Annotated in this window: 20 protein-coding genes and 1 riboswitch; of the genes, 6 read left to right on the forward strand and 14 right to left on the reverse strand. The window is 39.8% G+C overall.

What is annotated here, in order from left to right; all coding sequences use genetic code 11:
- Positions 1-60 precede the first annotated feature (60 nt).
- Positions 61-2,040, reverse strand: coding sequence for a TonB-dependent receptor (locus ABIS04_RS15000; protein ID WP_350431564.1), 1,980 nt, complete (start codon positions 2,038-2,040; stop codon positions 61-63).
- A gap of 141 nt (positions 2,041-2,181) precedes the next feature.
- Positions 2,182-2,396: riboswitch (cobalamin riboswitch) on the reverse strand.
- 657 nt (positions 2,397-3,053) lie between these two features.
- The gene (locus tag ABIS04_RS15005; RefSeq protein ID WP_137225942.1) at positions 3,054-3,371 is read right to left on the reverse strand and encodes a DUF3622 domain-containing protein; all 318 of its coding nucleotides are present in this window, start codon (positions 3,369-3,371) and stop codon (positions 3,054-3,056) included.
- A gap of 41 nt (positions 3,372-3,412) precedes the next feature.
- On the opposite strand from ABIS04_RS15005, the gene ABIS04_RS15010 reads away from it, so the two are divergent.
- Complete coding sequence (locus tag ABIS04_RS15010) at positions 3,413-3,547, forward strand: hypothetical protein (protein WP_350431565.1); 135 nt, start codon at positions 3,413-3,415, stop codon at positions 3,545-3,547.
- Between the two features lie 18 nt (positions 3,548-3,565).
- Here the strand turns inward: ABIS04_RS15010 and ABIS04_RS15015 are convergent, their stop codons facing one another.
- Complete coding sequence (locus tag ABIS04_RS15015; RefSeq protein WP_350433452.1) at positions 3,566-5,479, reverse strand: U32 family peptidase; 1,914 nt, start codon at positions 5,477-5,479, stop codon at positions 3,566-3,568.
- Between the two features lie 173 nt (positions 5,480-5,652).
- Positions 5,653-6,219, reverse strand: coding sequence for a phosphoribosyltransferase family protein (locus ABIS04_RS15020; protein ID WP_350431566.1), 567 nt, complete (start codon positions 6,217-6,219; stop codon positions 5,653-5,655).
- A 394-nt stretch (positions 6,220-6,613) separates the two neighbouring features.
- Between ABIS04_RS15020 and ABIS04_RS15025 the strand changes: the two genes are divergently transcribed.
- Positions 6,614-7,273: a DNA-J related domain-containing protein gene (locus ABIS04_RS15025; protein ID WP_350431567.1), complete on the forward strand. Its 660-nt coding sequence runs from the start codon at positions 6,614-6,616 to the stop codon at positions 7,271-7,273.
- Between the two features lie 279 nt (positions 7,274-7,552).
- Positions 7,553-8,209 carry a thiol:disulfide interchange protein DsbA/DsbL gene (locus ABIS04_RS15030; RefSeq protein ID WP_350431568.1) on the forward strand — a complete coding sequence of 219 codons (657 nt, stop codon included), beginning with the start codon at positions 7,553-7,555 and terminating at the stop codon, positions 8,207-8,209.
- A 429-nt stretch (positions 8,210-8,638) separates the two neighbouring features.
- Here ABIS04_RS15030 and ABIS04_RS15035 read toward each other — a convergent pair whose 3' ends face one another.
- The 5 genes from ABIS04_RS15035 to ABIS04_RS15055 all read right to left on the reverse strand — a co-directional run bounded on the left by ABIS04_RS15035 (position 8,639) and on the right by ABIS04_RS15055 (position 14,242).
- Positions 8,639-9,148 carry a cytochrome b/b6 domain-containing protein gene (locus ABIS04_RS15035; protein ID WP_350431569.1) on the reverse strand — a complete coding sequence of 170 codons (510 nt, stop codon included), beginning with the start codon at positions 9,146-9,148 and terminating at the stop codon, positions 8,639-8,641.
- A gap of 4 nt (positions 9,149-9,152) precedes the next feature.
- A complete protein-coding gene (gene hemG / locus ABIS04_RS15040; protein ID WP_350431570.1) occupies positions 9,153-9,674 on the reverse strand; it encodes a menaquinone-dependent protoporphyrinogen IX dehydrogenase in 522 nt (173 codons plus the stop codon).
- 187 nt (positions 9,675-9,861) lie between these two features.
- On the reverse strand, positions 9,862-11,496 hold the full coding sequence (locus ABIS04_RS15045; protein ID WP_350431571.1) for a di-heme oxidoredictase family protein: 1,635 nt from the start codon (positions 11,494-11,496) through the stop codon (positions 9,862-9,864).
- Between the two features lie 138 nt (positions 11,497-11,634).
- Positions 11,635-12,798: an imelysin family protein gene (locus tag ABIS04_RS15050; protein ID WP_137225926.1), complete on the reverse strand. Its 1,164-nt coding sequence runs from the start codon at positions 12,796-12,798 to the stop codon at positions 11,635-11,637.
- A gap of 40 nt (positions 12,799-12,838) precedes the next feature.
- Complete coding sequence (locus ABIS04_RS15055; RefSeq protein WP_350431572.1) at positions 12,839-14,242, reverse strand: hypothetical protein; 1,404 nt, start codon at positions 14,240-14,242, stop codon at positions 12,839-12,841.
- Between the two features lie 215 nt (positions 14,243-14,457).
- Here ABIS04_RS15055 and ABIS04_RS15060 point away from each other — a divergent pair, with 215 nt between their 5' ends.
- Positions 14,458-15,639, forward strand: coding sequence for an MFS transporter (locus ABIS04_RS15060; protein ID WP_350433453.1), 1,182 nt, complete (start codon positions 14,458-14,460; stop codon positions 15,637-15,639).
- Positions 15,640-15,721: 82 nt separating this feature from the next.
- Positions 15,722-16,555 (forward strand): TIGR03899 family protein, encoded by an 834-nt coding sequence (locus ABIS04_RS15065; protein WP_350431573.1) that lies wholly within the window; start codon positions 15,722-15,724, stop codon positions 16,553-16,555.
- Here the strand turns inward: ABIS04_RS15065 and ABIS04_RS15070 are convergent.
- The 4 genes from ABIS04_RS15070 to ABIS04_RS15085 form a co-directional block, all read right to left on the reverse strand.
- Positions 16,545-17,144, reverse strand: a complete 600-nt coding sequence (locus tag ABIS04_RS15070) for a hypothetical protein (RefSeq protein WP_350431574.1) — start codon at positions 17,142-17,144, stop codon at positions 16,545-16,547. The two genes, ABIS04_RS15065 and ABIS04_RS15070, sit on opposite strands and share 11 nt — an antisense overlap.
- Positions 17,145-17,353: 209 nt before the next feature.
- Positions 17,354-17,968, reverse strand: a complete 615-nt coding sequence (locus tag ABIS04_RS15075; RefSeq protein ID WP_350431575.1) for a glutathione S-transferase family protein — start codon at positions 17,966-17,968, stop codon at positions 17,354-17,356.
- 107 nt (positions 17,969-18,075) lie between these two features.
- Positions 18,076-18,753: a type 1 glutamine amidotransferase domain-containing protein gene (locus ABIS04_RS15080; protein ID WP_350431576.1), complete on the reverse strand. Its 678-nt coding sequence runs from the start codon at positions 18,751-18,753 to the stop codon at positions 18,076-18,078.
- A 41-nt stretch (positions 18,754-18,794) separates the two neighbouring features.
- A complete protein-coding gene (locus ABIS04_RS15085) occupies positions 18,795-19,823 on the reverse strand; it encodes an NADP-dependent oxidoreductase (protein WP_350431577.1) in 1,029 nt (342 codons plus the stop codon).
- 223 nt (positions 19,824-20,046) lie between these two features.
- Here ABIS04_RS15085 and ABIS04_RS15090 point away from each other — a divergent pair, with 223 nt between their 5' ends.
- Positions 20,047-20,493, forward strand: coding sequence for a MarR family transcriptional regulator (locus tag ABIS04_RS15090; RefSeq protein ID WP_350431578.1), 447 nt, complete (start codon positions 20,047-20,049; stop codon positions 20,491-20,493).
- Positions 20,494-20,696: 203 nt separating this feature from the next.
- Here the strand turns inward: ABIS04_RS15090 and ABIS04_RS15095 are convergent, their stop codons facing one another.
- Entirely contained in the window at positions 20,697-21,662 is a 966-nt protein-coding gene (locus ABIS04_RS15095) for a GGDEF domain-containing protein (RefSeq protein ID WP_350431579.1), read from the reverse strand.
- Positions 21,663-21,704 lie beyond the last annotated feature (42 nt).

Consider the following 21,704-nt stretch of genomic DNA (forward strand, 5'->3'; position numbering starts at 1 on the left):
AAACGAAAGCCAGTAATAGTTTACTGGCTTTCATCAGGTAATATTATTTACAGGGTTAAGTTAGAAACGATAACCAGCGGTCAGTCTAATTGAGCGACCCGTACCAGAATAATATCCATTGCCATAAGGTGAGTAATAACCAGCACCGACATAATCTTCATCAAGTAAGTTATCAACACGTAAACTGCCGTTCCAACTGCCATGAGTATAGTTTAGTGCAAGGTTGGTTAGCACATAGCTGTCTAACTTATCATCCGTATTGCTGTTATCACCTTCCATGTAACGTTCGCCAGTGTAAACACCTTCAACAAAGGCTTGCCAATCTTCAGTAAAATCATAACTTACATAGGCTTTACCTGAATGCTTAGCCACCCAAGATAAGGCTTTACCATCGTTTTCGCCCTGAGTAAATTCAGCATCAATATAGTCGTATGAAGCACCTAGTAGCCAGTTACTAGCAAACTGCACATCATAAGCAGTGCTCACACCAAAACGGCGAGATTCATCTGCATTAACGTTAGCGCCACCACCATAGGGACCATCAGTGCGACCACCTTCGTAGACAATCTCATCTTCTAACTCAAGTTGGTAAGCATTAATTTTTAGTGTTTGAGTCGCTGTCGTGTAATCCCAACCAGCTTCATAAGAACGACCAGTTTGAGGATCTAAACCTATTGTCGTTAGCGGCGTATAAGCCTGTTCGTCGACTTTGGCAAAGCGGAAGTTATCATTTGCACGAACATAAAAGCGGTTTTCATTACTTGGGCGATAATTAAGTCCTAACTCAAATGCATGGGCGTCATTATCAATTTCAATACGGTTTGGATAAAGCAATTGATCATATAAATCGTCTGTCACTTCTGAATAACGACCACCAACAACGTAAGATAATGTTGGTGTTATCGGTACCGATGCTTGTACATAAGCACTTTTTTGTGTTTGTTTATTGTTACGTTGCATATAAGTAAAATCAAAATCTGCTTCACCTTTACTGACATCAATACCGGCAACAAAATTTAAATCACCTTGGTCTAAGTGGTAATTGGCCGTTGCTTTAGGTGAAAAACTCAATAAGTCACGCTCAATACGGCCTGCGCTACCAAATGATACACTGGTCGTTAATGTATCTGAATAGGTTAAATCTGCACCTAATGCCCAAATATTATTCAGCTGGTATTGATAACCACTGCGCAATGAGGTGGTCATTTCATGATTGAAATCGCCCGCAGAAAAAGACCCTGCTTGGCTAGGATCGGCTTCATACTGGGCTAACGATAATGCTCCTGGTGCTTGAAGATCATTATCAAAGTAATTTACTTCAACAAAAAAGTCTTCAATATCGGTTTGATACTGTAAACGCCCTAAAATAGAGTTGGTTTCATTGTCATTATTATCGCGGTAATTGTCGCTTTCGTTATAGCTGGCCGCTAAAAAGTATCGCCATGCATCGTTAATGGCACCTGAAACATCGCCTTTCACTTCATAGGTATCAAAACTGCCACCACTAACCTGTAAGCCACCACTGGTTTCTGTTGGCGCTTTAGTAATAATATTGATAACGCCGCCAACGGCTTGGTCACCATACAGTACCCCTGCACTACCCGATAAAATCTCAACCCGCTCAATTAAGTTAATCGGTATTGATTCAATGCTTGGCGCAGAAATATCAATATTATTGAGTCGGCGTCCATCGACCAAAATCAAGGTGTTATTAGCGGCTTGTGATGCAGAAAAACCACGCATAGAGAATACAGTACCCGAATTATTATCCGACACCTGAATCCCAGACTGTCCACGTAATAAATCGGTTAAATTGGTAGCACCGCTCATTTGAATATCAGCTGCATCAATAACATTAACATTGGCTGCTATGTTTAATGGATTAGCAACATTACGGCCAATGACCACAATGGTTTCATCCATACTGACAGCCGAAGCCTCTGGGGATGTAGCAGTTGATTCAGCCGCAATTGCATTAACACTCGCAACACTGAAGACAGCACTTAATAGCAGTGCAATTTTTGTTGGTTTAGTACCCATTTACCTTTAACTCCTGAAAGGAAAAATGGGGCAATAACGCCGCAATATAGACCACCTATCTTGCCTGCAACTATAGAATAACCCCATAGCATAAACCGACAAGCGGTATCACATTACATTTCGAGATCTGCCCACCGAAATCATCGAAATCACCTTTATGGCCGGTCTCCGGACTAAGGTTGTGGTGTCATACCTATGATACAACACGCGCGAGCCTAGATGTTTAACGCAAGCTATTGCGCACCAGACTCTCACCAATCACCGTTGCGGGGGCAGTACCAGATTTACACTGGTTTCCCGATTATCCTGCTTAGATCTAACGATCCACGGCAAGCACCGTAAAGATTGACTATTCATTTAACGTGAGTTGAGATTCAACTCATCGTTGTTAATATAAATTTTGCTATATCGATGTCATGACAACAAAAATTTTCAGAATAATGAATATCTTGAAACTTCCAAGCTGATAATGACATCATAAAATGATAGCGCGATGATTATAACGGATCCACAGTTGAACTTGATACTAACAAAAGATTAACTCATAGATAATTCAACTTGCTGAGCCTCGTCACGACACCATGATAACCTCACGAAAACTCCGTCATGGCATGAAGAAAGCACCATCGTAGCGTCATAAATTAACCATAATGCTCAACGGTCATTGGCGCTATTACTGTTAGAGATTGCCGCGTGAATAAGCTTATGGATTTACTAGACATACCTATTATCACTGTAAATAGCCTATCTCATTTTGCAGGCTGGTAATAAAAGCATAATGTATTATCAACGTTGCTCAATAACGGCTAATGATGGAGGAGTAGCAGATGCACCACTCGGGAATAACAATCGCCCGAGCAGCCAATAATTGCAGTATCTTGTACATCCAAATGAAACCTTATTTGGTCAAGACAGCGATAAGTTGATTAACAGTCATTCTAATCCAGTATGTTCTACCTTGAACATACGACAATTGACACTTATCGATAACATTTACATCAGTAGGTAAAATGTTAGTTTAATTCTTCGTCATCTTCATCTTCTGCATCAAATAGCTCTTCTTCATCGACAGCAGATTCAGCAGCAATAGCAGCAGCTAAACTTTTAGCTTTAAGGTGCTTCTCGGTTTTACGCTTGTTACGATCAGCTTGCTTAGATAAAAAGCCTTGCAGTGCTTGTTCGCCCCACGCAGTTGCTTCAGCTTCTGATGCAAAACCATCTTGGCTTTTTGACACAACCGTTTTAGTCGCTGTCATACGACGAGTGATTTCAGTTTTCCAAGTATCTTCAACTTGAATTACACGTAAACCATATTTTTTGCTATCGCTCATAATCTATTCTTTCCTACTTAAGGTATCACAGGCTAAAACCCATGAAATTTCAGCCGCGCAGTGTACTCGAAATGCACAAGTTTTGGCAGCTATTTAATGGTTATTTTTGCAGCTTATTTGAAAAACGAACCCAGTGGCAAGCGCAATGCTGCCACAGAGGGAAATATGAAGAATAAAATATCGCTGCTATTCGGTTATTGTTTCACTAATTGATTAGAACCAACAATCATCATTTCGCATTTATGACAGTCAAACACTAATTTTAATTTATCTTTACCCACATCTAAAAACATTGGGTCAGCTTTAATGCCTTCCACTTCTTTAGGGCATAAGTTAAAACTGTAACGCAAACAATGTTTAGTCACCATTAATGGTGCATCATGCAAGACGGTGTTTTTTTCATAGGTGTCTTCAATTTGAATCACCCCGTGTTGATGATAAAACGATTTGGCTTTTTCGTTGGCCACATTGGATAAAAAACTTAATCCTTTTTGCGGAAAACGAGCTTCTTTATCATGTATCCAACGCTCTGGTCGTTGATAACGAGCAACCCTTGCAGCCATTAGTGCACTAACAGCATCGCGACGAAGTTCATTCACCACTGAAGTAGGCAAAAACCACATTTGCTGAGTGAGTAAATTAATCTTATTCAACACAAAATCACTGCTGCCAAGTTTACTGAGTTGTTTTTTGAGTTGTTCTGCTGTCTTGGCTTGATCATTGGCAGGAGCTTTATCACAAACAAGATTCACTGTGGAACTGATATTATGCACATCAGTCAGCGTTAAACCCACACCATCTTCGGTATCAAAAAACTGCATATCGACGCCAATTTTTCGTGTTGCAGAGTCTTTATTTAAGGTTGATTCAAATTTATGATCGAAGTTACGGAACATCATCACACCAACGCTAAGATCTTTAGGTACCTCGGTTAAATACAAAGTATTTCCGTCTGCCCGGTTAATGCGCACACCCGATAACTTATCATCAGACAAACGCTGAGTTTCATAATGTTCAACAAAGAAACATAAGCCATCACCATTGTTAAAGTGGATATCTTTGCCACTTTCACTGGTATCAATTTTGATAAAATCTTTACCTACATGGGTAATACGGCCCACTTTTTCACCAATAAACTTAGGCGAACTAAAATGTTCAATAGCCTCAGTGCGTTCATTAACAAAATAATCTGTTTTACCGCGGTTAAAGCTTTTATCTGGATCAGGGGTAAAGTTAAACTCGCAACGGCCATGAGAAATCGATTCTAGATCATCACGTTTAGCGATAATGGCATCAAGCTGCTGGCGATAATGAGCGGTTACGTTTTTAAGATAGGTAATATCCTTTAAACGTCCTTCAATTTTAAACGAGCTAATGCCAGCATCAATTAAGGCTTCTAAATTATCAGTTTGATTATTGTCTTTAAGTGATAATAAATGTTGGTTTTCGGCTAAAACATCGCCTTCTCGCGTAGTCAAATTACACGGTAAACGACACATTTGTGAACATTCACCACGATTAGCACTGCGATTAGAATACGCGTGACTTAAATTGCATAAACCACTATAACTGACACATAGCGCACCATGAATGAAAAACTCTAACTTCATTTTTGTGCTAGCGGCGATATCGCGAATTTGTGGGATATTCAGTTCGCGGGCTAATACCACTTGTGAAAAACCAACCTGCTCTAAAAAAACGGTTTTTTCAGGACTACGATTATCAGTTTGGGTACTCGCATGTAATGCGATAGGTGGTATATCTAACTGTAAAATACCCATATCTTGAACAATTAGCGCATCAACACCGGCTTCATAAAGTTGCCAAATAAGTTTCTGTGCTTTTCCCAACTCGTCATCCATTAAAATGGTATTTAACGCCACAAAGACTTGGGCATGATAACGATGAGCAAATTCAGTCAAGCGGGCAATGTCTTCAACACTGTTGCCAGCATTATGACGCGCGCCAAACGCTGGACCACCAATATAAACCGCATCGGCTCCGTGGCGAATAGCTTCAATGCCGTAATCAGCATTTTTAGCAGGAGCTAACAGTTCAAGTTGGCGCTTTACAGGCACCTCTGGGATGAACAATTCTACAGAAACCATAATGTTAATTAAATTTCGCATTGATTCGGATAAAAAAGTGCGCCAACATACTGATATTGTCACATTGACATTAATATGTTGACGCACTCACATAGCATTATACTTTAGCAAACTTTGAATAAAGTTCTAGCAAATTCGTATTAATAACCAGCTAAAGAAAGACCAAGCAGAGCTTATAAAAACAGTTCTTGGATGTTTTTAAAGTCAGTTTTACCTTCTGCTATTTCTTGTGGATTGAGTCCAGACACTTCATGTGGGAATACTAACCAATCTTCAGATGCATGAATAAAATAATCTGGTTTCAGGTCGACTTTAGTATTTTTAGGTTTGTAGTAAGGGCAAGCAATACGGATATCGGTAGGCATGTTCAAACGCATAAACTTACCTAATTTAGCAATAAGCGCATCCACACTTCGGCCTGAATCAAATACATCATCGACAATCAATAAACCATCGTCAGCATTGGCATTCTCAATAATATAATGTAAGCCATGCACTTTAATGTTTTTGTCTTGCTTGTCTGTGCCAATGCCGTAGTAAGACGAGGTTCTAACCGCGATATGATCGGTGTCGACTTTCTTAAAGTCGAAATACTCTTGGACTGCAATACCGATAGGAGCTCCACCGCGCCAAATACCAACGATAAACTGTGGTCGAAAGCCACTGTCATAGACTTGTGCAGCGAGTCTAAATGAATCTTCCAGTAATTGTTGCGCACTAACATAGAGTTTATCTGTCATTGGTTAAGCCCTTGGTTATTTTATTGCGCCGAATTTTATACCAAATAATGTTTTCTTGCCTGTAAGAATAAGAATTAATTGATCAACCCCCCATAAAAAAATGAAAACGACTATTTAAATCACAACCTTATTCAAGGCCAATTATCGTATATATCAAACACCTAAACCCAGTGTTGAGTTATCTGATAACCTTGATGTAAATCCGCACCGTCTACATGCAAACTCAGGCATATCATCAAAATTACGATTAGGTTTGTCCAAGTAAAACCACAAACTGAAACGCAATTTTGGCCTACCAGCAGTGATAAATCTACTTGTCATTGAAAACGACTATGGCATAGTGGGCTTTAATGATAAGTAGATTTTCTCGCCAATTCAGGATGAATACGCCACTATGCTGCTCAATAAAATCTCACACAATGCCTATGGTGCTGAACTGGAAAATACCAAAGACAGTAACGAACTCAATGTGCCTAAAGGTGACAACCCACTCATATGGCCAGTCCTGAGCTTATTACAATCAACAAACCAAAGTTGGAAAGTGCACCATTTGGCGAGTGAGCTACAAGCCAAAGGGTTAATGCATAACCTAGATCCCTTACCAGAAAAAGATTTGTTCAAACGTAACTTTTTACTGATGAATGCCTTATATGAATTACAAGACATATTAATGCCCAAGCAGTGGTTGCAAGTTCAGGCGATGGAAATCCAAATATATAGAATAATTCCAGCCAGTGCTGATATACAGCATATTCGCGATGGTGCATTACGCGATTACTATCTCGACTGGGTGAATTATGATGCCAGCGTAAACGTAGTGCGTGAAATGCTTGAGTCATTCTGGTCAAGCTATCAAGAATATATTGGCGTTAACGTACAATTAATGAATAAAGGTCATGCCTTAAAAGTGTTTGAACTTGATCAAACCGCTACCAGCAGAGATATTCGCAAACAATGGCGCAAACTGGCGTTAAAATGGCATCCCGATCGAGATCAAGGCAATGCAGCGCGTTTTCGAGAAGTATGCGAAGCATGGCAAACCCTAAGAGAATAATCATTAATAACCAGCAATTTTTTAGCTGTCACATTGAACTCACTACAATGAACAACTCACTGTCACTAAATCATAATACTCCCCGGTTACCCTGGAACTCACTGCGATATATGTTTCTATTCAAGTATTAACCTCATAAAGCACGCACAGGTCACGTAATTAAGGGCTTTTTAATGGATGAATTAAGCCATAATTCAGTTTAGAAACTTACTCTAGTTAGCACACGCAGATTAACCTAAGCCTAAGGTTATTTACGATTAACATTGATTTGAGGTTTACATGATTAAAAAATTCGCCGTTGCACTGACGCTCATCACAGCCTCATTTAGCACACTTGCCACGCCATTTGTTGCAGGCAAGCATTACACTCAAATTTCCAATAATATGATTACCAGCACACCTAAAGTCACTGAGTTTTTCTCATTTTATTGCCATAACTGCTTCAACATGGAAACTCAATACCTTACTGAAATTAAAGCCGGATTAGATAAAGATATCAGCTTCGACACTAAGCATGTCGACTTTATGAACAGTGATTTAGGCACTGAAGTCATGCGCTCACTGGCAGTTATCCATGAAGTTGGCAAAGAAGAAAAACTTAACCACGCAATGTTTGCGGCAATTCAAGGCGATAATGGTGCAAATGGACATGATCACAATGCTGAAGGCGATCAGCATCAATCACAAATAAACAGCCGTGCTGATATTAAAAAGGTATTCAGTCAATTTGGTATTGATGCTGCAACCTATGACACATTAGCCGACAGCAATGATACCAATAACAAACTGGCTTTGTGGCGCCAGCAACAAGACCTATATAGCGTCAGTAGCGTACCCACATTTATCGTAAATGATAAATATGCTATCAACATGAATGAAATGCATAGCTTAAATGAACTAATTGAATTAATGAATTATTTAGCTACTACAAAATAAAGACTTCAGTAGGTTTATTGGGAACAATAAACCTCTGTGTTAAAAAAATGGCTATCAGTTGATAGCCATTTTTTTAATTACAACATTGCAATAAGTGACTTTTTTACACCGTGGTAGACATATATTGAAAACGTAAGTACTAATGAGATGATGTATTATTTTAGGGTAACAACACCTTGTTGACACCGGTTGGGAAAAGGCAATATTACAAGCGGTATTGATCAACAGAACTAAGAGTACATCCGCAAATAATAAAGTAGTCCGCAAGCATAACCAGCTTGCTCAATTTATCCATAATATATGTCACCCAATATGCAAAATTAAGCCATTACTGAGTCAATTTACTCAAGTAAACCTCTATCGAGAATAATACCTTAATAGTAATTTAGTGGATAAATAGCTATTTGAAATATCGCAGAGGTAAATTAGTTAAAAAAGGTCTCTGATATGCACAATCGCCAATATAAAATGAATAACGATAAAGCCAATAAAAACTTGGGCAAAGAGTATATGGTAACTTCGCCACATTAAGGCATTACTTGGGTCCGAAAAAAACCATATAGCACCGCTCAAGGACACTAACAGTAACGCGATAACCCCGAGTCCTTCAATGACACTAATTAGTCCTTTATTTCCAGAGTGCGGTAATTTTCCACGCGTTAAGCCGCGGAGATCATTCAGTAATGGTTTAACATCAAGAGTAAGCCAAGGGAAAAACTGCCGCCATTGCCCTGCTGAACATATATGAAAAGTAAACAGGAGAGCTAACACCCCAGTAAACAACCCGCCATACACATGAAATACATCCCAAAAGCCAGCACGCGGACTTAATTGACGGCCGATAAAAATCCATGGGCTAGTGCAAATTAATAGCAGAGACATCAATATCACTAACTGATGCAATCTAACTTCAATACACTGCCATAACTGCTTTACCATGACATTATGCCTCTATGATCTGCTGTGCAAACTGATCAACTTTATGCCAATCAGTGTACTCAACTTGAGTATTTGGGTCGGTAGGGCCTTTAGTTAGCCACATAATAAAACGAATAATATTTCGGTCCATTGCACCATAACCTTGATAATCTAAATTACCACCAAACACTTGTAATAACTTAGGTTTCCATGCGCTTTGGTTTAAAAACTGTTGCATATAAGTATTCGTTTCTGGCGTGTTTTTATGGGGCTTGCGGGCCACTAAACTCACTGAAAAAAAACCACTTGGTTTACTTTCCAGCTCAGCACGATGTGTTTCAATAAATTGATATAACGCAGGGCGATGTTTGCCATGACGAATACTGGCACCAATGAATATTTTATCAAACTGAGCCAAATCTGGCGCATCAGATAAAGACGACACTGTGACTTGCTGATCTTGTTCAGCTAATTGATGTTGTAAATAGTCGCAGATTTTTTGAGTGTAACCATGGACACTTGAATGGATCAGTAATATCTGACTCATGCTGACCTCTAATGGAAATCATATAAAGTAATACAGTATCTTAGCCCAGTGAAAGCAAAATTTACATGAAACAGATCACGTCTCACGATCGGTAATTAATACAATGCGCAGTACAGTAACGCAATGTGAAGTTACGCGCAAAAAAGCCCTAGAAAAAATCTAGGGCTTGAGCATTTTTACCGCTAACTTAAAGTGACTGTAAAAATGCGATAACTTGAGCTCGCTCAGCTTGGGTTAATGCCATAAAATCTTCCTTAGTGGTTTTGGCTTCTCCGTCATGCCACAAAATGGCTTCTTCCAAGGTTGCCGCACGGCCATCATGTAAAAAACCTGCTTGTGGGTTAACGGTTTGCGTAAGCCCTATTCCCCACAATGGTCGTGTGCGCCATTCATTACCATCCGCTAAAAAGTCTGGACGACCGTCAGCTAACCCCTCACCCATATCGTGTAATAACATGTCACTAAATGGATAAATAGTCTGGCCTTTTAAACTGTCGCTCATCGGAATTCCACCAATGTCACCCGAGGTTTTGGTCACAAATGATGGGGTATGACAACCACTGCAATTGAGGTGTTCAAATAAACGAGCGCCTTCACGCACATCGCTGTCATCCACATTACGTCTACCAGGTACCGCTAACGTTTCTGCATAAAAGACCACAGAGTCACTGAATTGTGCACTGGCTTCTGGTGCTCCGTCGACGCCTTCACCGGTATCGACAAATCCTGTGCGGGTTAAATATGAGTCATGTAAACTGGTGCCGGCAATACTTTCATCGGGAAATAACGGGTTAGTAATACCAATATCGCCACGCAATGCGCCTAACGATTGTACTCGGACACTGGGCGTGTTGGCTTTCCAACCAAAGCGACCTAAAGACACAGGTGAACTCTCACCATTTTGTGCTTTTATAGCATCAAACACCCAGTTTGCACGACCAGAAATCTCATCGCTATTACTGTCATCGGCATCAACGTTGGCCAAAATGCTTGCTTCAGGTATGGCTTCTAATAAACCTAAACCGAACACAGGCATGCCATTACGCCAGCCCATCAACACATCATCTTGAAGTAAATTAGACGTTACATTCGCACTTTGCTTGGTTTCGCCTGGCGCATCATAAGGATTTTCCACTTCAAAAATAGGGTTTTTCAAACTAATCGTTTGCCCGTCAGAATAAACGACATCATGACGTTCATAAGACAAATACACATCCGCTTGGCCAACAAACGAATTGTCTTGCCAATCTGCACGCGCTTTTAATACTCCACGATGAAACAGTTGATCACCAAAATCAGGTACTTTAATTGGCGCACAGTAATTATTTTCAGCCGTACCTTCAGTACAAGGTTCTGCAGAAGCTTTGCTAATGCGCAAGAAAATGCCATCAGCGGAGCCTAACTTGATGCGCGTTTCAGTTGCCGCGACAAATGGTGTTGAATTTCGGCCATCGCGTTGATGACAAGAATTACAGTCTGCGTTGTTGAATACTGGGCCTAAACCATCAAGATCTGGATGTTGATCATTCGGTGCGGTAGTAAATGACACTTCAAAATTGGCATCACCTTCTAAATGTAATTCAAGTTCATCGGCAGTTAAATTCACTGATGGCGTCGAAAAACCATGGCCAGAACTATTGGCATCTAACGTTGTGGTATCACCACCTAACATAATGACAGAGGTGTAACTAGGATAAGTAACAACGGGTTCAACTTGCTCAACGGTATCGGGGGTAACTTCATCACCGCTGCCACCACAAGCACTTAAGCTCAGCCCGAGTAATGCTACAACCCAGTATGGTTGTCTTAATAATTTATTCATCGTTTTCTCACACATTTTTAATAGAAATCAGGTTGTTTAGCGGTAATGCACCCTGGTTATTATTATATTGTTATAGGGTTGCATTTCCCCTCCCAACAAGGTCGTTCCATGATCTTATGGGGAGAGGCAATAACTAAATTAAGAGTTCCAATCTGATAATAATGGCAGTACGTCTGACTCCAGTGAAGTTTGCAATGTTGTAAGTGCATCTATTGCACTTTGCACTAGAACACGGCCATCTTCGTCTAAAATTGCTTGGCGGAAAGGCATATCAGTGCTGCCTGAAATGGCTTGAATTTTTAAAATAGCATCATCAATTTCACTGGTAATACGAGTTGATAACGTCGCATCAGCAGCGGCAACAAAGTCTACTAAACCAGTATTATCTGACGCACCAGTAAACTCACCTTGATATACATTGCGAACACCAATGATGTTATTAGCAAAGTCAGTGAGTGAGTTCCATGAATACTGTGACTCCACCTTTGAGGTATCAGCAGTACTGATTGATTCACCAAATGGATCTGCAATTTTACCGTTACCCACTTCATCGACAATACCAATCATGCCGTTGATTAATTCTTCAATAACCGCCAATTGTGATGAGTAAATAGTGTTAGTGGCATCACCAGGGGTTTTAAGTAAATCGGCATAAGGTATAGCAGTGGCACCTTCAGCGTTATAGCTCACTTGCCACGCATCATCTAACAGTGTTGTGTAATCTCTGAACACTTCAGCTAATGCAATTAAATATTCACGCTCACTGGTAGTAAGGTCAGCAATCAACTTGGTATTGCTGTCAACACCATTGCCAAATAACAAATATTCCATGGTGTGAAAACCTTGAACATCATCGTTCCAAGCTTTAATCGTTTCAGCATCAAAACCGCTGTTATTATCTAACTGAGTCTGTAAATCGGTAGTGTTTAATGGCCAGCTGTCTAAATGCGGATCAATACTTAATGAATCTACTGGGCCAAAAATATGCGACTCACCTTGCTCCCAAGGTTCACGGGCTGATTTCCACGCATTCTGTGCTGTGACTAAATCGGCTTGAGTAGCAGAAGCACTTAGCAATGCTTGTGTTGCCAATAATAATGCATCACCTTTAGCTGCTAAATTTGCATAGCCAGCCACAATGACATCATCGGTTAAATTGGTGATCATTTCAGTAGCGACAAAACTAAAGCCCGTTGTTGGTACATCTGGGATCTCGGTGCTTGTATCATCAGAGCCTGAACCGCCACATGCTGATAGTGCAGTGATTAAAGCCAGTGTAATTGCAGTGTGTTTAACGCGCATAATAAAACTCCATGTAAAAAATGAATCAAAATAATTAAACTTATAGTGAGAATTGATATCCCACACCTAAAGCAAAAAAGTTAGTATCTGGAATACTGGCAACAGCCACTTGGTGAATACCACCTTCGGCTTTAATCACAATCTCAGGGATAGGGGAATAGTTAACACCCACACTGCTCCAAGTGTTTTCATAACGCTTAGTTGCGGTGCCCGTTTCAACGGCCATGAGTGGGTTGGAATAATCAACATTGGCAAAGACGGTCATCGGAAGATCAAACCATTCGTCCAGCTTTACACCGGCCTCAACAAAGAACGACTGAGACTCTGACCCCAATTGTGCAAAGTTACCCGGTTGTAAACCTGGCGTGGTTTTATTAGCCAAGGTAATGGCATCTGCATTATCTAACGTGCCATATAAATATTGACCGCGAAGTATCCAAGGTCCTTCAACAAACGCACCTGCGACAGACACAATGCTTAATGCACCATCAACGTCTAACTTGTTACTTTTATGACGATTACCGCTGGTATTGCCATAGTAATAAGCCACACCAACAGCACTGCCAGTTTTAAAGTTGCCGTAATCAAGACGTCCGGCAAAGGCTAAGTCATCGGTATTGACTTCCTCAAAGCGTTTTTGATGGCCAGATGCCACCCAATCATAAGTACGGAAATATTCAGAATTTAAGCCACTAACCACTTGAGCTTGATAATGAAAATCTGAAATTTCGCCGTAAACACCAATACCGTTTTCATTCCAAACGGTTGGCATCATTGCAGCCTCACTCTTATGGCGCTGCACGGTTAAATATTGATTAGGCTTGTGCAAAATACTTGTTAAGCCTATCGGCAAATGAATATTACCGAACTTAACCCCAAACGCTTTGCTTGGACGATAACGAATTTCGGCTTTTTCAACGACCACTTCACCACCGGCTTCCACTTCGGATTCGAACTCACCAAATTCATCAAAACCGTCATATTCTAATGCCGAGCCAGTGCCGCCATGTTCGTATTCAATTTCAACTTCCATGCTCCAATCATCAGTAAACTGATAACCAAACTCGGTCACGATGCGCTCTAAATCCGTGCGATTACGTCGCTCTGCCGATGTGTCTTGAACGTTATCGAAATATTCATCACTGGTGTACACAGCAGTACCATATGATTTAAAGCTAAAACGACTAAAACGATCTTGTGCTTCAGCGGTTTGCTGCACCACAGTGTCAACTTGATTTGCCACCTGTTTATTTTGTTGCTGTTGTTGCTTTTGCTCTGATGCCAATGTAGCAAGCTGTTGCTTTAGCAGTGCAATTTCAGCCTCTTGCTTAGCAATCGCTTTGGCTAATGTTTCGGTATTTGTTGCGGCATGTGCATTTGACATAACACTTAAGCCCAATACACTTGCGACAGATACTGCCAACAAAGTTAACTTGTTATTCATCTTTTTCTCCGACATATCACGTAAACGCTCCCTCAAAACGCAACAAGCATATATCAAATGATAATTATTCGCATTATAATTTACATTTAAATAGGCGTTTTTATTTACAATAAATTACATTCACCTAACAAATGGTTTTATGTCACTATGGTTTGATAAGCTTAAAAATAAGAGTTTCAACCATGTCAGACGTTTCACTTACTCGCGGTAACGCAATCACTAGCCAGCAAACAAATCCACAACAATTACTGCTATGGATGACCTTTGTAATGTCAATGGTATTTGCTGTTTGGCAGGCATTATTGAATAATTTTGTCATTGAACGCGCCGCATTTACCGGAGCAGAAATAGGCTTGTTACAAAGCCTAAGAGAAATCCCTGGTTTTCTAGCCTTTACTGCGGTGTTTGTGCTGTTGATGATCAAAGAACAAACCTTTGCGTTATCATCATTGGCATTATTGTGTATTGGCGTGGGTATTACTGGCTGGTTTCCCGATGTCATCGGGTTGTATTTAACGACAATACTAATGTCGATAGGCTTCCATTATTTTGAAACAATAAATCAATCGCTTACATTACAATGGGTTGAAAAAGAAGATGCCCCTGGCTTTATGGGTAAAGCATTAGCTTGGCGTTCCGCTGCAGCGCTATTGGGCTATGGCTCAATTTGGTTAATAATGAGCTGGCTTAATCTTGATTACATTTGGATGTATAGCATCATTGGCGGATGTGGATTATTGATGGTAATTGTGATGATGATATATTTCCCTCGTTTTACAATAGGCTCTATTCAACACAAGCATTTGATAATGAGAAAACGCTACTGGCTGTATTATTTACTGACCTTTTTCTCTGGAGCGCGCCGGCAAATTTTTATGGTTTTCGCAGGCTTTATGATGGTTGAAAAGTTCGGTTATTCGGTGTCTGAAATTACCGGATTATTTCTCATAAATTATGTGGTTAACTTAATCTTTGCACCCAAAATAGGCCGCTTTATTGGTCGAATAGGTGAACGTAATGCGTTGATTATTGAATACACAGGCTTAGTGATTATTTTCAGTTGTTATGCTTATGTCAGCGACGCCAATATTGCTGCCGGATTATATGTCATTGATCATCTTCTATTTGCTATGGCTATTGCAACCAAGACTTATTTTCAAAAAATTGCTGATAAACAAGATATTGCTTCAACCATGTCGGTCAGTTTTACCATTAATCATATTGCAGCGGTTATTATTCCGGTGTTATTAGGTATGTTGTGGTTAAGCTCGCCTAAAGCGGTATTCTTTATCGGCACTGGGTTGGCGGTATGTTCACTTGCCTTAGCATTCAATGTTCCGCGTCATCCGCTTCCAAATAAAGAAACGCTATGGTCACCATTAAGCATAAAACACTAAACGACTTAATATAGATATCCTATGAGATATATGTCGTATGATATAGGCATGTTGCAAGTATAAAACACAAAGAGATCTCGCGATGGCTGATGTTGATGTAACTGAAATACCACAAGACAACACCCAAGTGTCTGCACGCAAAAAAACCTTATTACTTGGGCGGATTATCGGTTTAGCAAGCGAAGAAGACTACCGCCCTTCCACGGCTTCTATTACCGATAGGGCCGATCACCGCCAACGAAAACAACTCAGCCAGTTTCAAGCAAACCTTGAAAGTATATTTGCTCTCGCACTCAATTACACACCTTCCGATGTCACTGGCGTAGAGTTAGATCCAGACTGGCGCTATCAATTTTTTAAGATGGCAGAACAAATTCATAACCGTAAAATGCAGGATTTATGGGCAAGAATTTTAGCCAGTGAAATTGTAAATCCAGGAAAATTTAGTCTTCGCACCTTAGCCGTATTACTCCAACTGACCTTTCGCGAAGCACAAATATTTGAAAAAGCTTTAGGCATGTCGGTCAAGTTCAATACCGAAACCAGACTTAAATTACTGAGCAGTTATCGTATTAATGGCGGGATAAAACAATATTTTCGTAAACACACCCAAACCAATTTTGGCTTATCACAGTTTGGGCTACCCTATTCGAGTATTTTAACTTTGGTTGATGCAGGTATTTTGCATAAAAGTGAATTTGAAACAGGATTATTAAACACTAATGAACACATTCAGTTCACCCTGTGTAATGCCACTTTGACGCTAAAGCCAAAGAATCAGCACTTATTATTTACCTATTACCGGTTTACTACTGTAGGTGATGAGTTATGCCAATTAATTCAGGCAAAAAGTGACAATGAATTTATCAATACGGTTAAAACTATATTAGCCAAAGATTTTATGGTTAATAGTTAATATTTTTATAAAGATGCGCATACTTGGCTTTGTGTTCGCTAAATAGGAATTGACGTAATATTTCCCGCGACTCACCTTCAGCATTAATTTTGGCAGCCATTATGCCATTTTCAGTCCGCACAGGCTCAAATGTTATGTGAATATGAGTACCATTTGGTAAAATAAGCTGGCTTGAATGTGGCAATGTGGTATCAAATTCTTGTGGCACTTTAATGGTCATACCCGAGCTAGATAAAGATAAGACTTCGACATCTATAGCGGTATCATTATCAATAACAGTGACATTTTTAACATGATCAAGTCGCCAACTGCGTTCTCCACCACGCATATCAATGACTTCAGGAATTCCCAGTTCTGGTGAAAATCGCCCTAGATCATCCAACTTTACGGTTAACGGAAACCACAAACGGTAATAGCTAATTTCAGCCAGCAAGGTTAACTTGGCGTTGCCCAAAATATGAGCAAGCACTTGGGGTATTTCAGTCGCAACACTTAATGAATGTCTCGATAATGAATTATCGATATTGTCATCTTGAGGCGAGAACACATCGCTAAAATATGCGAGCTCTTCATTAGATAAAATAGACATAATCTAACCTTTTAAAACACATAAATACGCTATTAATACTACACATTAGTAAGGTGCAGAACAAATTTACACCAATAGCTTTACGCGTTTTTACTGTGTAATCAATTTGTATGATATTTGTACAAAAAAAATAAAAGCGAACTACGTCCGCCTTTTTATACAAAAAATCCAAACTCAGGGTGTAAACCTAAGTTTTATATTTATCGTGATTAATATTCAGCTTCAATTTTCAATGCTTTTTGAAATGACTCATGAGTCAATAATTGCTGATAATATTTGCCAATATTAGGATACTTTTCAAACTCACCGTTTTGGCCAACAAGCTCTGCAATAAACGACATCATAATATCTGCACCGCTAAGACGGTTACCGACTAGATATAACTTCCCTTCTAAACGATCGTTAACATAGCCAATGACTTTGGCTGTTTCGGCATCTGCATAGCCACCAATAAAACGCGTTTCAGCACCTTCCATATTAACAAAAATCTTCAATAATAATGGCAGTGCAGCCGAGCTTTCAGCAAAATGCATCCATTGTAAGTAATCGATATAATCTGCTGTACCTAATGCTGGCATCAGTTTATCTGCACCATAGGTTTGAATTAAGTATTCGGTAATAGCGCCCGACTCTGCAATGGTATAGTCACTTGTTTCAAGCACTGGTGACTTACCTAATGGATGTACTTTTTTAAGTGATTCTGGCGCTAAAAAAGAACTCGCATCACGCTGATAAGCAACTAACTCATAATCGACACCCAGCTCTTCTAATAACCAAATAATGCGTTTTGAACGTGATTTGTTTAAGTGATGTAGTTTAATCATTAAGTTATCCAAGTCATTTGAAACGGTAAAAATAAGCCCAATGAAAAATCACTGGGCTTATATCAATCCCTCAGTTCTGTTCATTCGAACCGAGGATAAATTAGCTTTTAACTTAACAAAGCTAACATTTTTTGTGCCACTAACTCTGACGAAGCAGGGTTTTGGCCAGTAATTAATTTACCGTCAACGACCGCATATGGATGCCAATCATCTCCCTTAGAATAGGTTGCACCATTTTGTTGTAGCATGTCTTCCACCAAAAATGGCACAACATCGGTGAGCTGAACAGCAGCTTCTTCACCATTAGTAAAACCGGTTACATTTTTACCCGCAACTAATGGTGTTCCATCTGGTTTTTTAGGGAATTTAAGTACTCCTGGCGCATGGCAAACCAATCCTAAAAGTTTGTCTGCTTTATAACATTGTTCAATTAATGCAATGGAGTCTTTGTCATTGGTTAAATCCCATAATGGACCATGGCCACCAGGATAAAACACTGCGTCATAGTCTGCTACATTAACTGATGCTAATGTTAGTGTATTGGCTAATAATGCTTGCGCTTTAGCATCTGCAGTAAAACGACGCGTAGAGTCAGTTTGAAAATCAGCTTGATCACTTACAGGGTCCAGTGGCGGTAAACCACCTTTAGGAGAAGCCAATACAACTTCAGCACCTTTATCGACAAATGTGTAATACGGCGCAGCTAATTCTTCCAACCAAAAACCGGTTTTCTTACCCGTATCACCTAACTTATCGTGCGAAGTTAATACCATTAATACTTTCATTGTTATTCCTTAAATAATATCTGTTTACGTAATCAACTGGATTACAGAGGATCGTTTACTTTAATCACAACCTTGCCGAAGTTTTCGCCCTTTAATAGTCCGATAAAGGCAGCGGCCATGTTTTCAAGACCATCAACAATCTGTTCGCGATATTGAATTTTACCTTCACCAAGCCATTGGCCCATATCTTTGGCAAACTCAGGATAACGATCGCCATAATCATCAAAAATAATAAAGCCTTGCATCTTAATCCGCTTAACCAACAACGTGCCCATAAGCAAGGACAAACGATCTGGGCCATCGGGTAACGAAGTCGCGTTATATTGAGAAACTAATCCGCATAAAGGCACCCGAGCACCCGTATTCAATAACGGTAATACCGCATCAAACACCTTGCCGCCAACGTTTTCAAAATACACATCAATGCCATTACCACAATGTGTTGCCAATTGCTGCGCAAAATCAGCGGCTTTATGGTCAATACATTCGTCAAAACCGAGCACGTCTTTGGCGTAGCGACATTTTTCAGCGCCACCAGCAATACCAACGACTCGACAGCCTTTTAACTTACCAATTTGGCCAACCGTAGCGCCAACAGGCCCGGTGGCCGCGGCAACTACAATGGTTTCGCCCGCTTTAGGTACGCCAATGTCTAATAGTCCCATATACGCGGTAAACCCAGGCATTCCCATAATGCCTAATGCATAGGAAGGATGGCTTGGGTTATCTCCTAATTTCATTAAACCTTCGCCATTAGAGACCAAATAATCTTGCCAGCCTCCAAACGCTAACACCCACTCACCCACTTTATAATCAGGATGATTAGACACTTCCACTTGTGATACCGCTGCGCCCACCATCACATCGTCAATGGCAACCGGCTCTGCATATGATTTAGCATCATTCATACGCCCACGCATGTAGGGATCAATTGATAAATACACCGCGCGCAATAATACCTCACCTTGTGCGGGTATCGGTTTATTGACAGTTTCTAAACGGAAATTATTAGCGACAGGTTCACCTTGAGGGCGGCTTGCCAGTACTATACGACGGTTTTGAGTATTCATCTTGTATCCTTTAAATAACAACGGCACCATAAAATCGGCCACGAAAAGACAATATGATCTAAATAATTAAAAAATGTTAAAAATCATTAACTTTGTTAACACTGGCAATACAGATATCATCAAAAACTGATACCATAGCCAACTAAGTTCTTATAATACGTTTCTTTTACCTAGGTTGATCAGCCTAAAAATGATCAACCATATTGCGAGCTAAGCGACTGATATGAAAAATGATAAACCCATGTTACTTGAGAATCAGCTGTGCTTTGCTGTTTATTCAACATCATTGGCCATCTCACAGTTGTATAAACCGTTACTTGACTCTATCGGCCTCACCTACACTCAATATTTAGTGATGTTAGTGCTTTGGGAGCAAGACGGCTTAAGTTTAAAAACCTTAGCCAGCAAACTCGGACAGCAGTCCGGCGCATTAACACCAGTCATAAAACGTCTTGAATCCGATGGGCTGCTTAAACGTATCCGCGCCCCTAAAGACGAACGGGTATTATGTATGCAATTAACCGACAAAGGTCACCAACTTGAATCCAGAGCAATACAAATCCACGACTGCATTATTCAACAATGCGGTATCGATCAATGTGAACTCTCTGCGTTAAAACAACAACTGGATCAATTTAGGCGTAAACTTCCCACCCATATCGAGCGCTAATTCACAAAATTACGCAAAATTTAACTTAAATCGTCCTTTTATTAGCCATATGATAATCGCAATAACTAATTGCGCGCAACTTAAATTAACAATATTTAAGATTATATGACCAATTACATAATGACACCTAATGGATTGTACTGGATAAAATGGCATTAAACCCACTTTGCCATCATATTGAAATGGTTATTTAGTACATGCTCTTACGCGACATTGACACTATTGCGTCCAACATTTTTTGAAGAATACAACGCATTGTCTGCCCGCTTAAATACCTCTAAAAATGCTTTATCCTGAGAACACAAGGTTGCAACACCAATGCTAATGGTTATAGAAGGAGCCTGATTTTCATCAGGCTGTTGTTGAGCGACTCTTAACCTTTCGGCCAAAATATAAGCAGAGTCAATATCAGTATTGGGTAATAAAATCGCAAATTCTTCACCGCCAATTCGAGCCACTACATCAGCCTCTCTGACATGTTCACCGCATATATTAGCTACACGCTTAATTACCTCATCACCGACTAAATGACCATAGGTGTCATTAACCAGTTTAAACAAATCAATGTCGATGATCATTAATGAGAAGGGGCGAAAATAGCGAGTAGAACGAAAAAATTCATGTTCACAAAAAGATGTAAATGAACGGCGATTAAACAAACCCGTTAGCGGATCGGTATTAGCAAGTTGCTCTAATTTTGAACGTAAATGATAGTCAGCAGTAATGTCGGTAGAAATCCCAATTAGGCCAATTAATACGCCTTTATGGTTATATACAGGTTGTTTCACATCGTGATAAACAACTAAAGATGCTGTGGTATCAACAACCACATCATCAGATATTTTATGCTGTGAATTAAGCACTTTAGTGTCATTCCCATGCAATATCTCTACAACATTATCTGGAAAGTAATCGCTATCGGAAGTTCCCTTTAGCTTTTCAAGAGTCACGCCAAAGAAGTTAAGGGTGAGTTGGTTCGCATAAACATATTTACATTGCGTATCTTTTAAATAAATATAAGCATCAACTTGATCAAGAATAAGCTCATAGGTATTTAACATCATCTTCTTAGCTTGTTGCTGACTGTGTCGGTTCAAATTAACAACCAACAACACTGCAATAATTAACAATAAGATGGAAATAAATAATTCAACGATTTCAAGCGACATAAGCATTCCTTAGCTACCATCTATATATCCATATACGTCATT

The sequence above is a fragment of the Shewanella sp. H8 genome (assembly GCF_040285065.1).
GTDB lineage: Bacteria > Pseudomonadota > Gammaproteobacteria > Enterobacterales > Shewanellaceae > Shewanella > Shewanella polaris.

Coding starts and splice junctions, on each gene's coding strand:
- ABIS04_RS15000 (WP_350431564.1), bottom strand. CDS start 2,040: ATGGGTACTAAACCAACAAAAATTGCACTGCTATTAAGTGCTGTCTTC.
- ABIS04_RS15005 (WP_137225942.1), bottom strand. CDS start 3,371: ATGAGCGATAGCAAAAAATATGGTTTACGTGTAATTCAAGTTGAAGAT.
- ABIS04_RS15010 (WP_350431565.1), top strand. CDS start 3,413: ATGAAATTTCAGCCGCGCAGTGTACTCGAAATGCACAAGTTTTGGCAG.
- ABIS04_RS15015 (WP_350433452.1), bottom strand. CDS start 5,479: ATGGTTTCTGTAGAATTGTTCATCCCAGAGGTGCCTGTAAAGCGCCAA.
- ABIS04_RS15020 (WP_350431566.1), bottom strand. CDS start 6,219: ATGACAGATAAACTCTATGTTAGTGCGCAACAATTACTGGAAGATTCA.
- ABIS04_RS15025 (WP_350431567.1), top strand. CDS start 6,614: ATGCTGCTCAATAAAATCTCACACAATGCCTATGGTGCTGAACTGGAA.
- ABIS04_RS15030 (WP_350431568.1), top strand. CDS start 7,553: ATGATTAAAAAATTCGCCGTTGCACTGACGCTCATCACAGCCTCATTT.
- ABIS04_RS15035 (WP_350431569.1), bottom strand. CDS start 9,148: ATGGTAAAGCAGTTATGGCAGTGTATTGAAGTTAGATTGCATCAGTTA.
- hemG (WP_350431570.1), bottom strand. CDS start 9,674: ATGAGTCAGATATTACTGATCCATTCAAGTGTCCATGGTTACACTCAA.
- ABIS04_RS15045 (WP_350431571.1), bottom strand. CDS start 11,496: ATGAATAAATTATTAAGACAACCATACTGGGTTGTAGCATTACTCGGG.
- ABIS04_RS15050 (WP_137225926.1), bottom strand. CDS start 12,798: ATGCGCGTTAAACACACTGCAATTACACTGGCTTTAATCACTGCACTA.
- ABIS04_RS15055 (WP_350431572.1), bottom strand. CDS start 14,242: ATGAATAACAAGTTAACTTTGTTGGCAGTATCTGTCGCAAGTGTATTG.
- ABIS04_RS15065 (WP_350431573.1), top strand. CDS start 15,722: ATGGCTGATGTTGATGTAACTGAAATACCACAAGACAACACCCAAGTG.
- ABIS04_RS15070 (WP_350431574.1), bottom strand. CDS start 17,144: ATGTCTATTTTATCTAATGAAGAGCTCGCATATTTTAGCGATGTGTTC.
- ABIS04_RS15075 (WP_350431575.1), bottom strand. CDS start 17,968: ATGATTAAACTACATCACTTAAACAAATCACGTTCAAAACGCATTATT.
- ABIS04_RS15080 (WP_350431576.1), bottom strand. CDS start 18,753: ATGAAAGTATTAATGGTATTAACTTCGCACGATAAGTTAGGTGATACG.
- ABIS04_RS15085 (WP_350431577.1), bottom strand. CDS start 19,823: ATGAATACTCAAAACCGTCGTATAGTACTGGCAAGCCGCCCTCAAGGT.
- ABIS04_RS15090 (WP_350431578.1), top strand. CDS start 20,047: ATGAAAAATGATAAACCCATGTTACTTGAGAATCAGCTGTGCTTTGCT.
- ABIS04_RS15095 (WP_350431579.1), bottom strand. CDS start 21,662: ATGTCGCTTGAAATCGTTGAATTATTTATTTCCATCTTATTGTTAATT.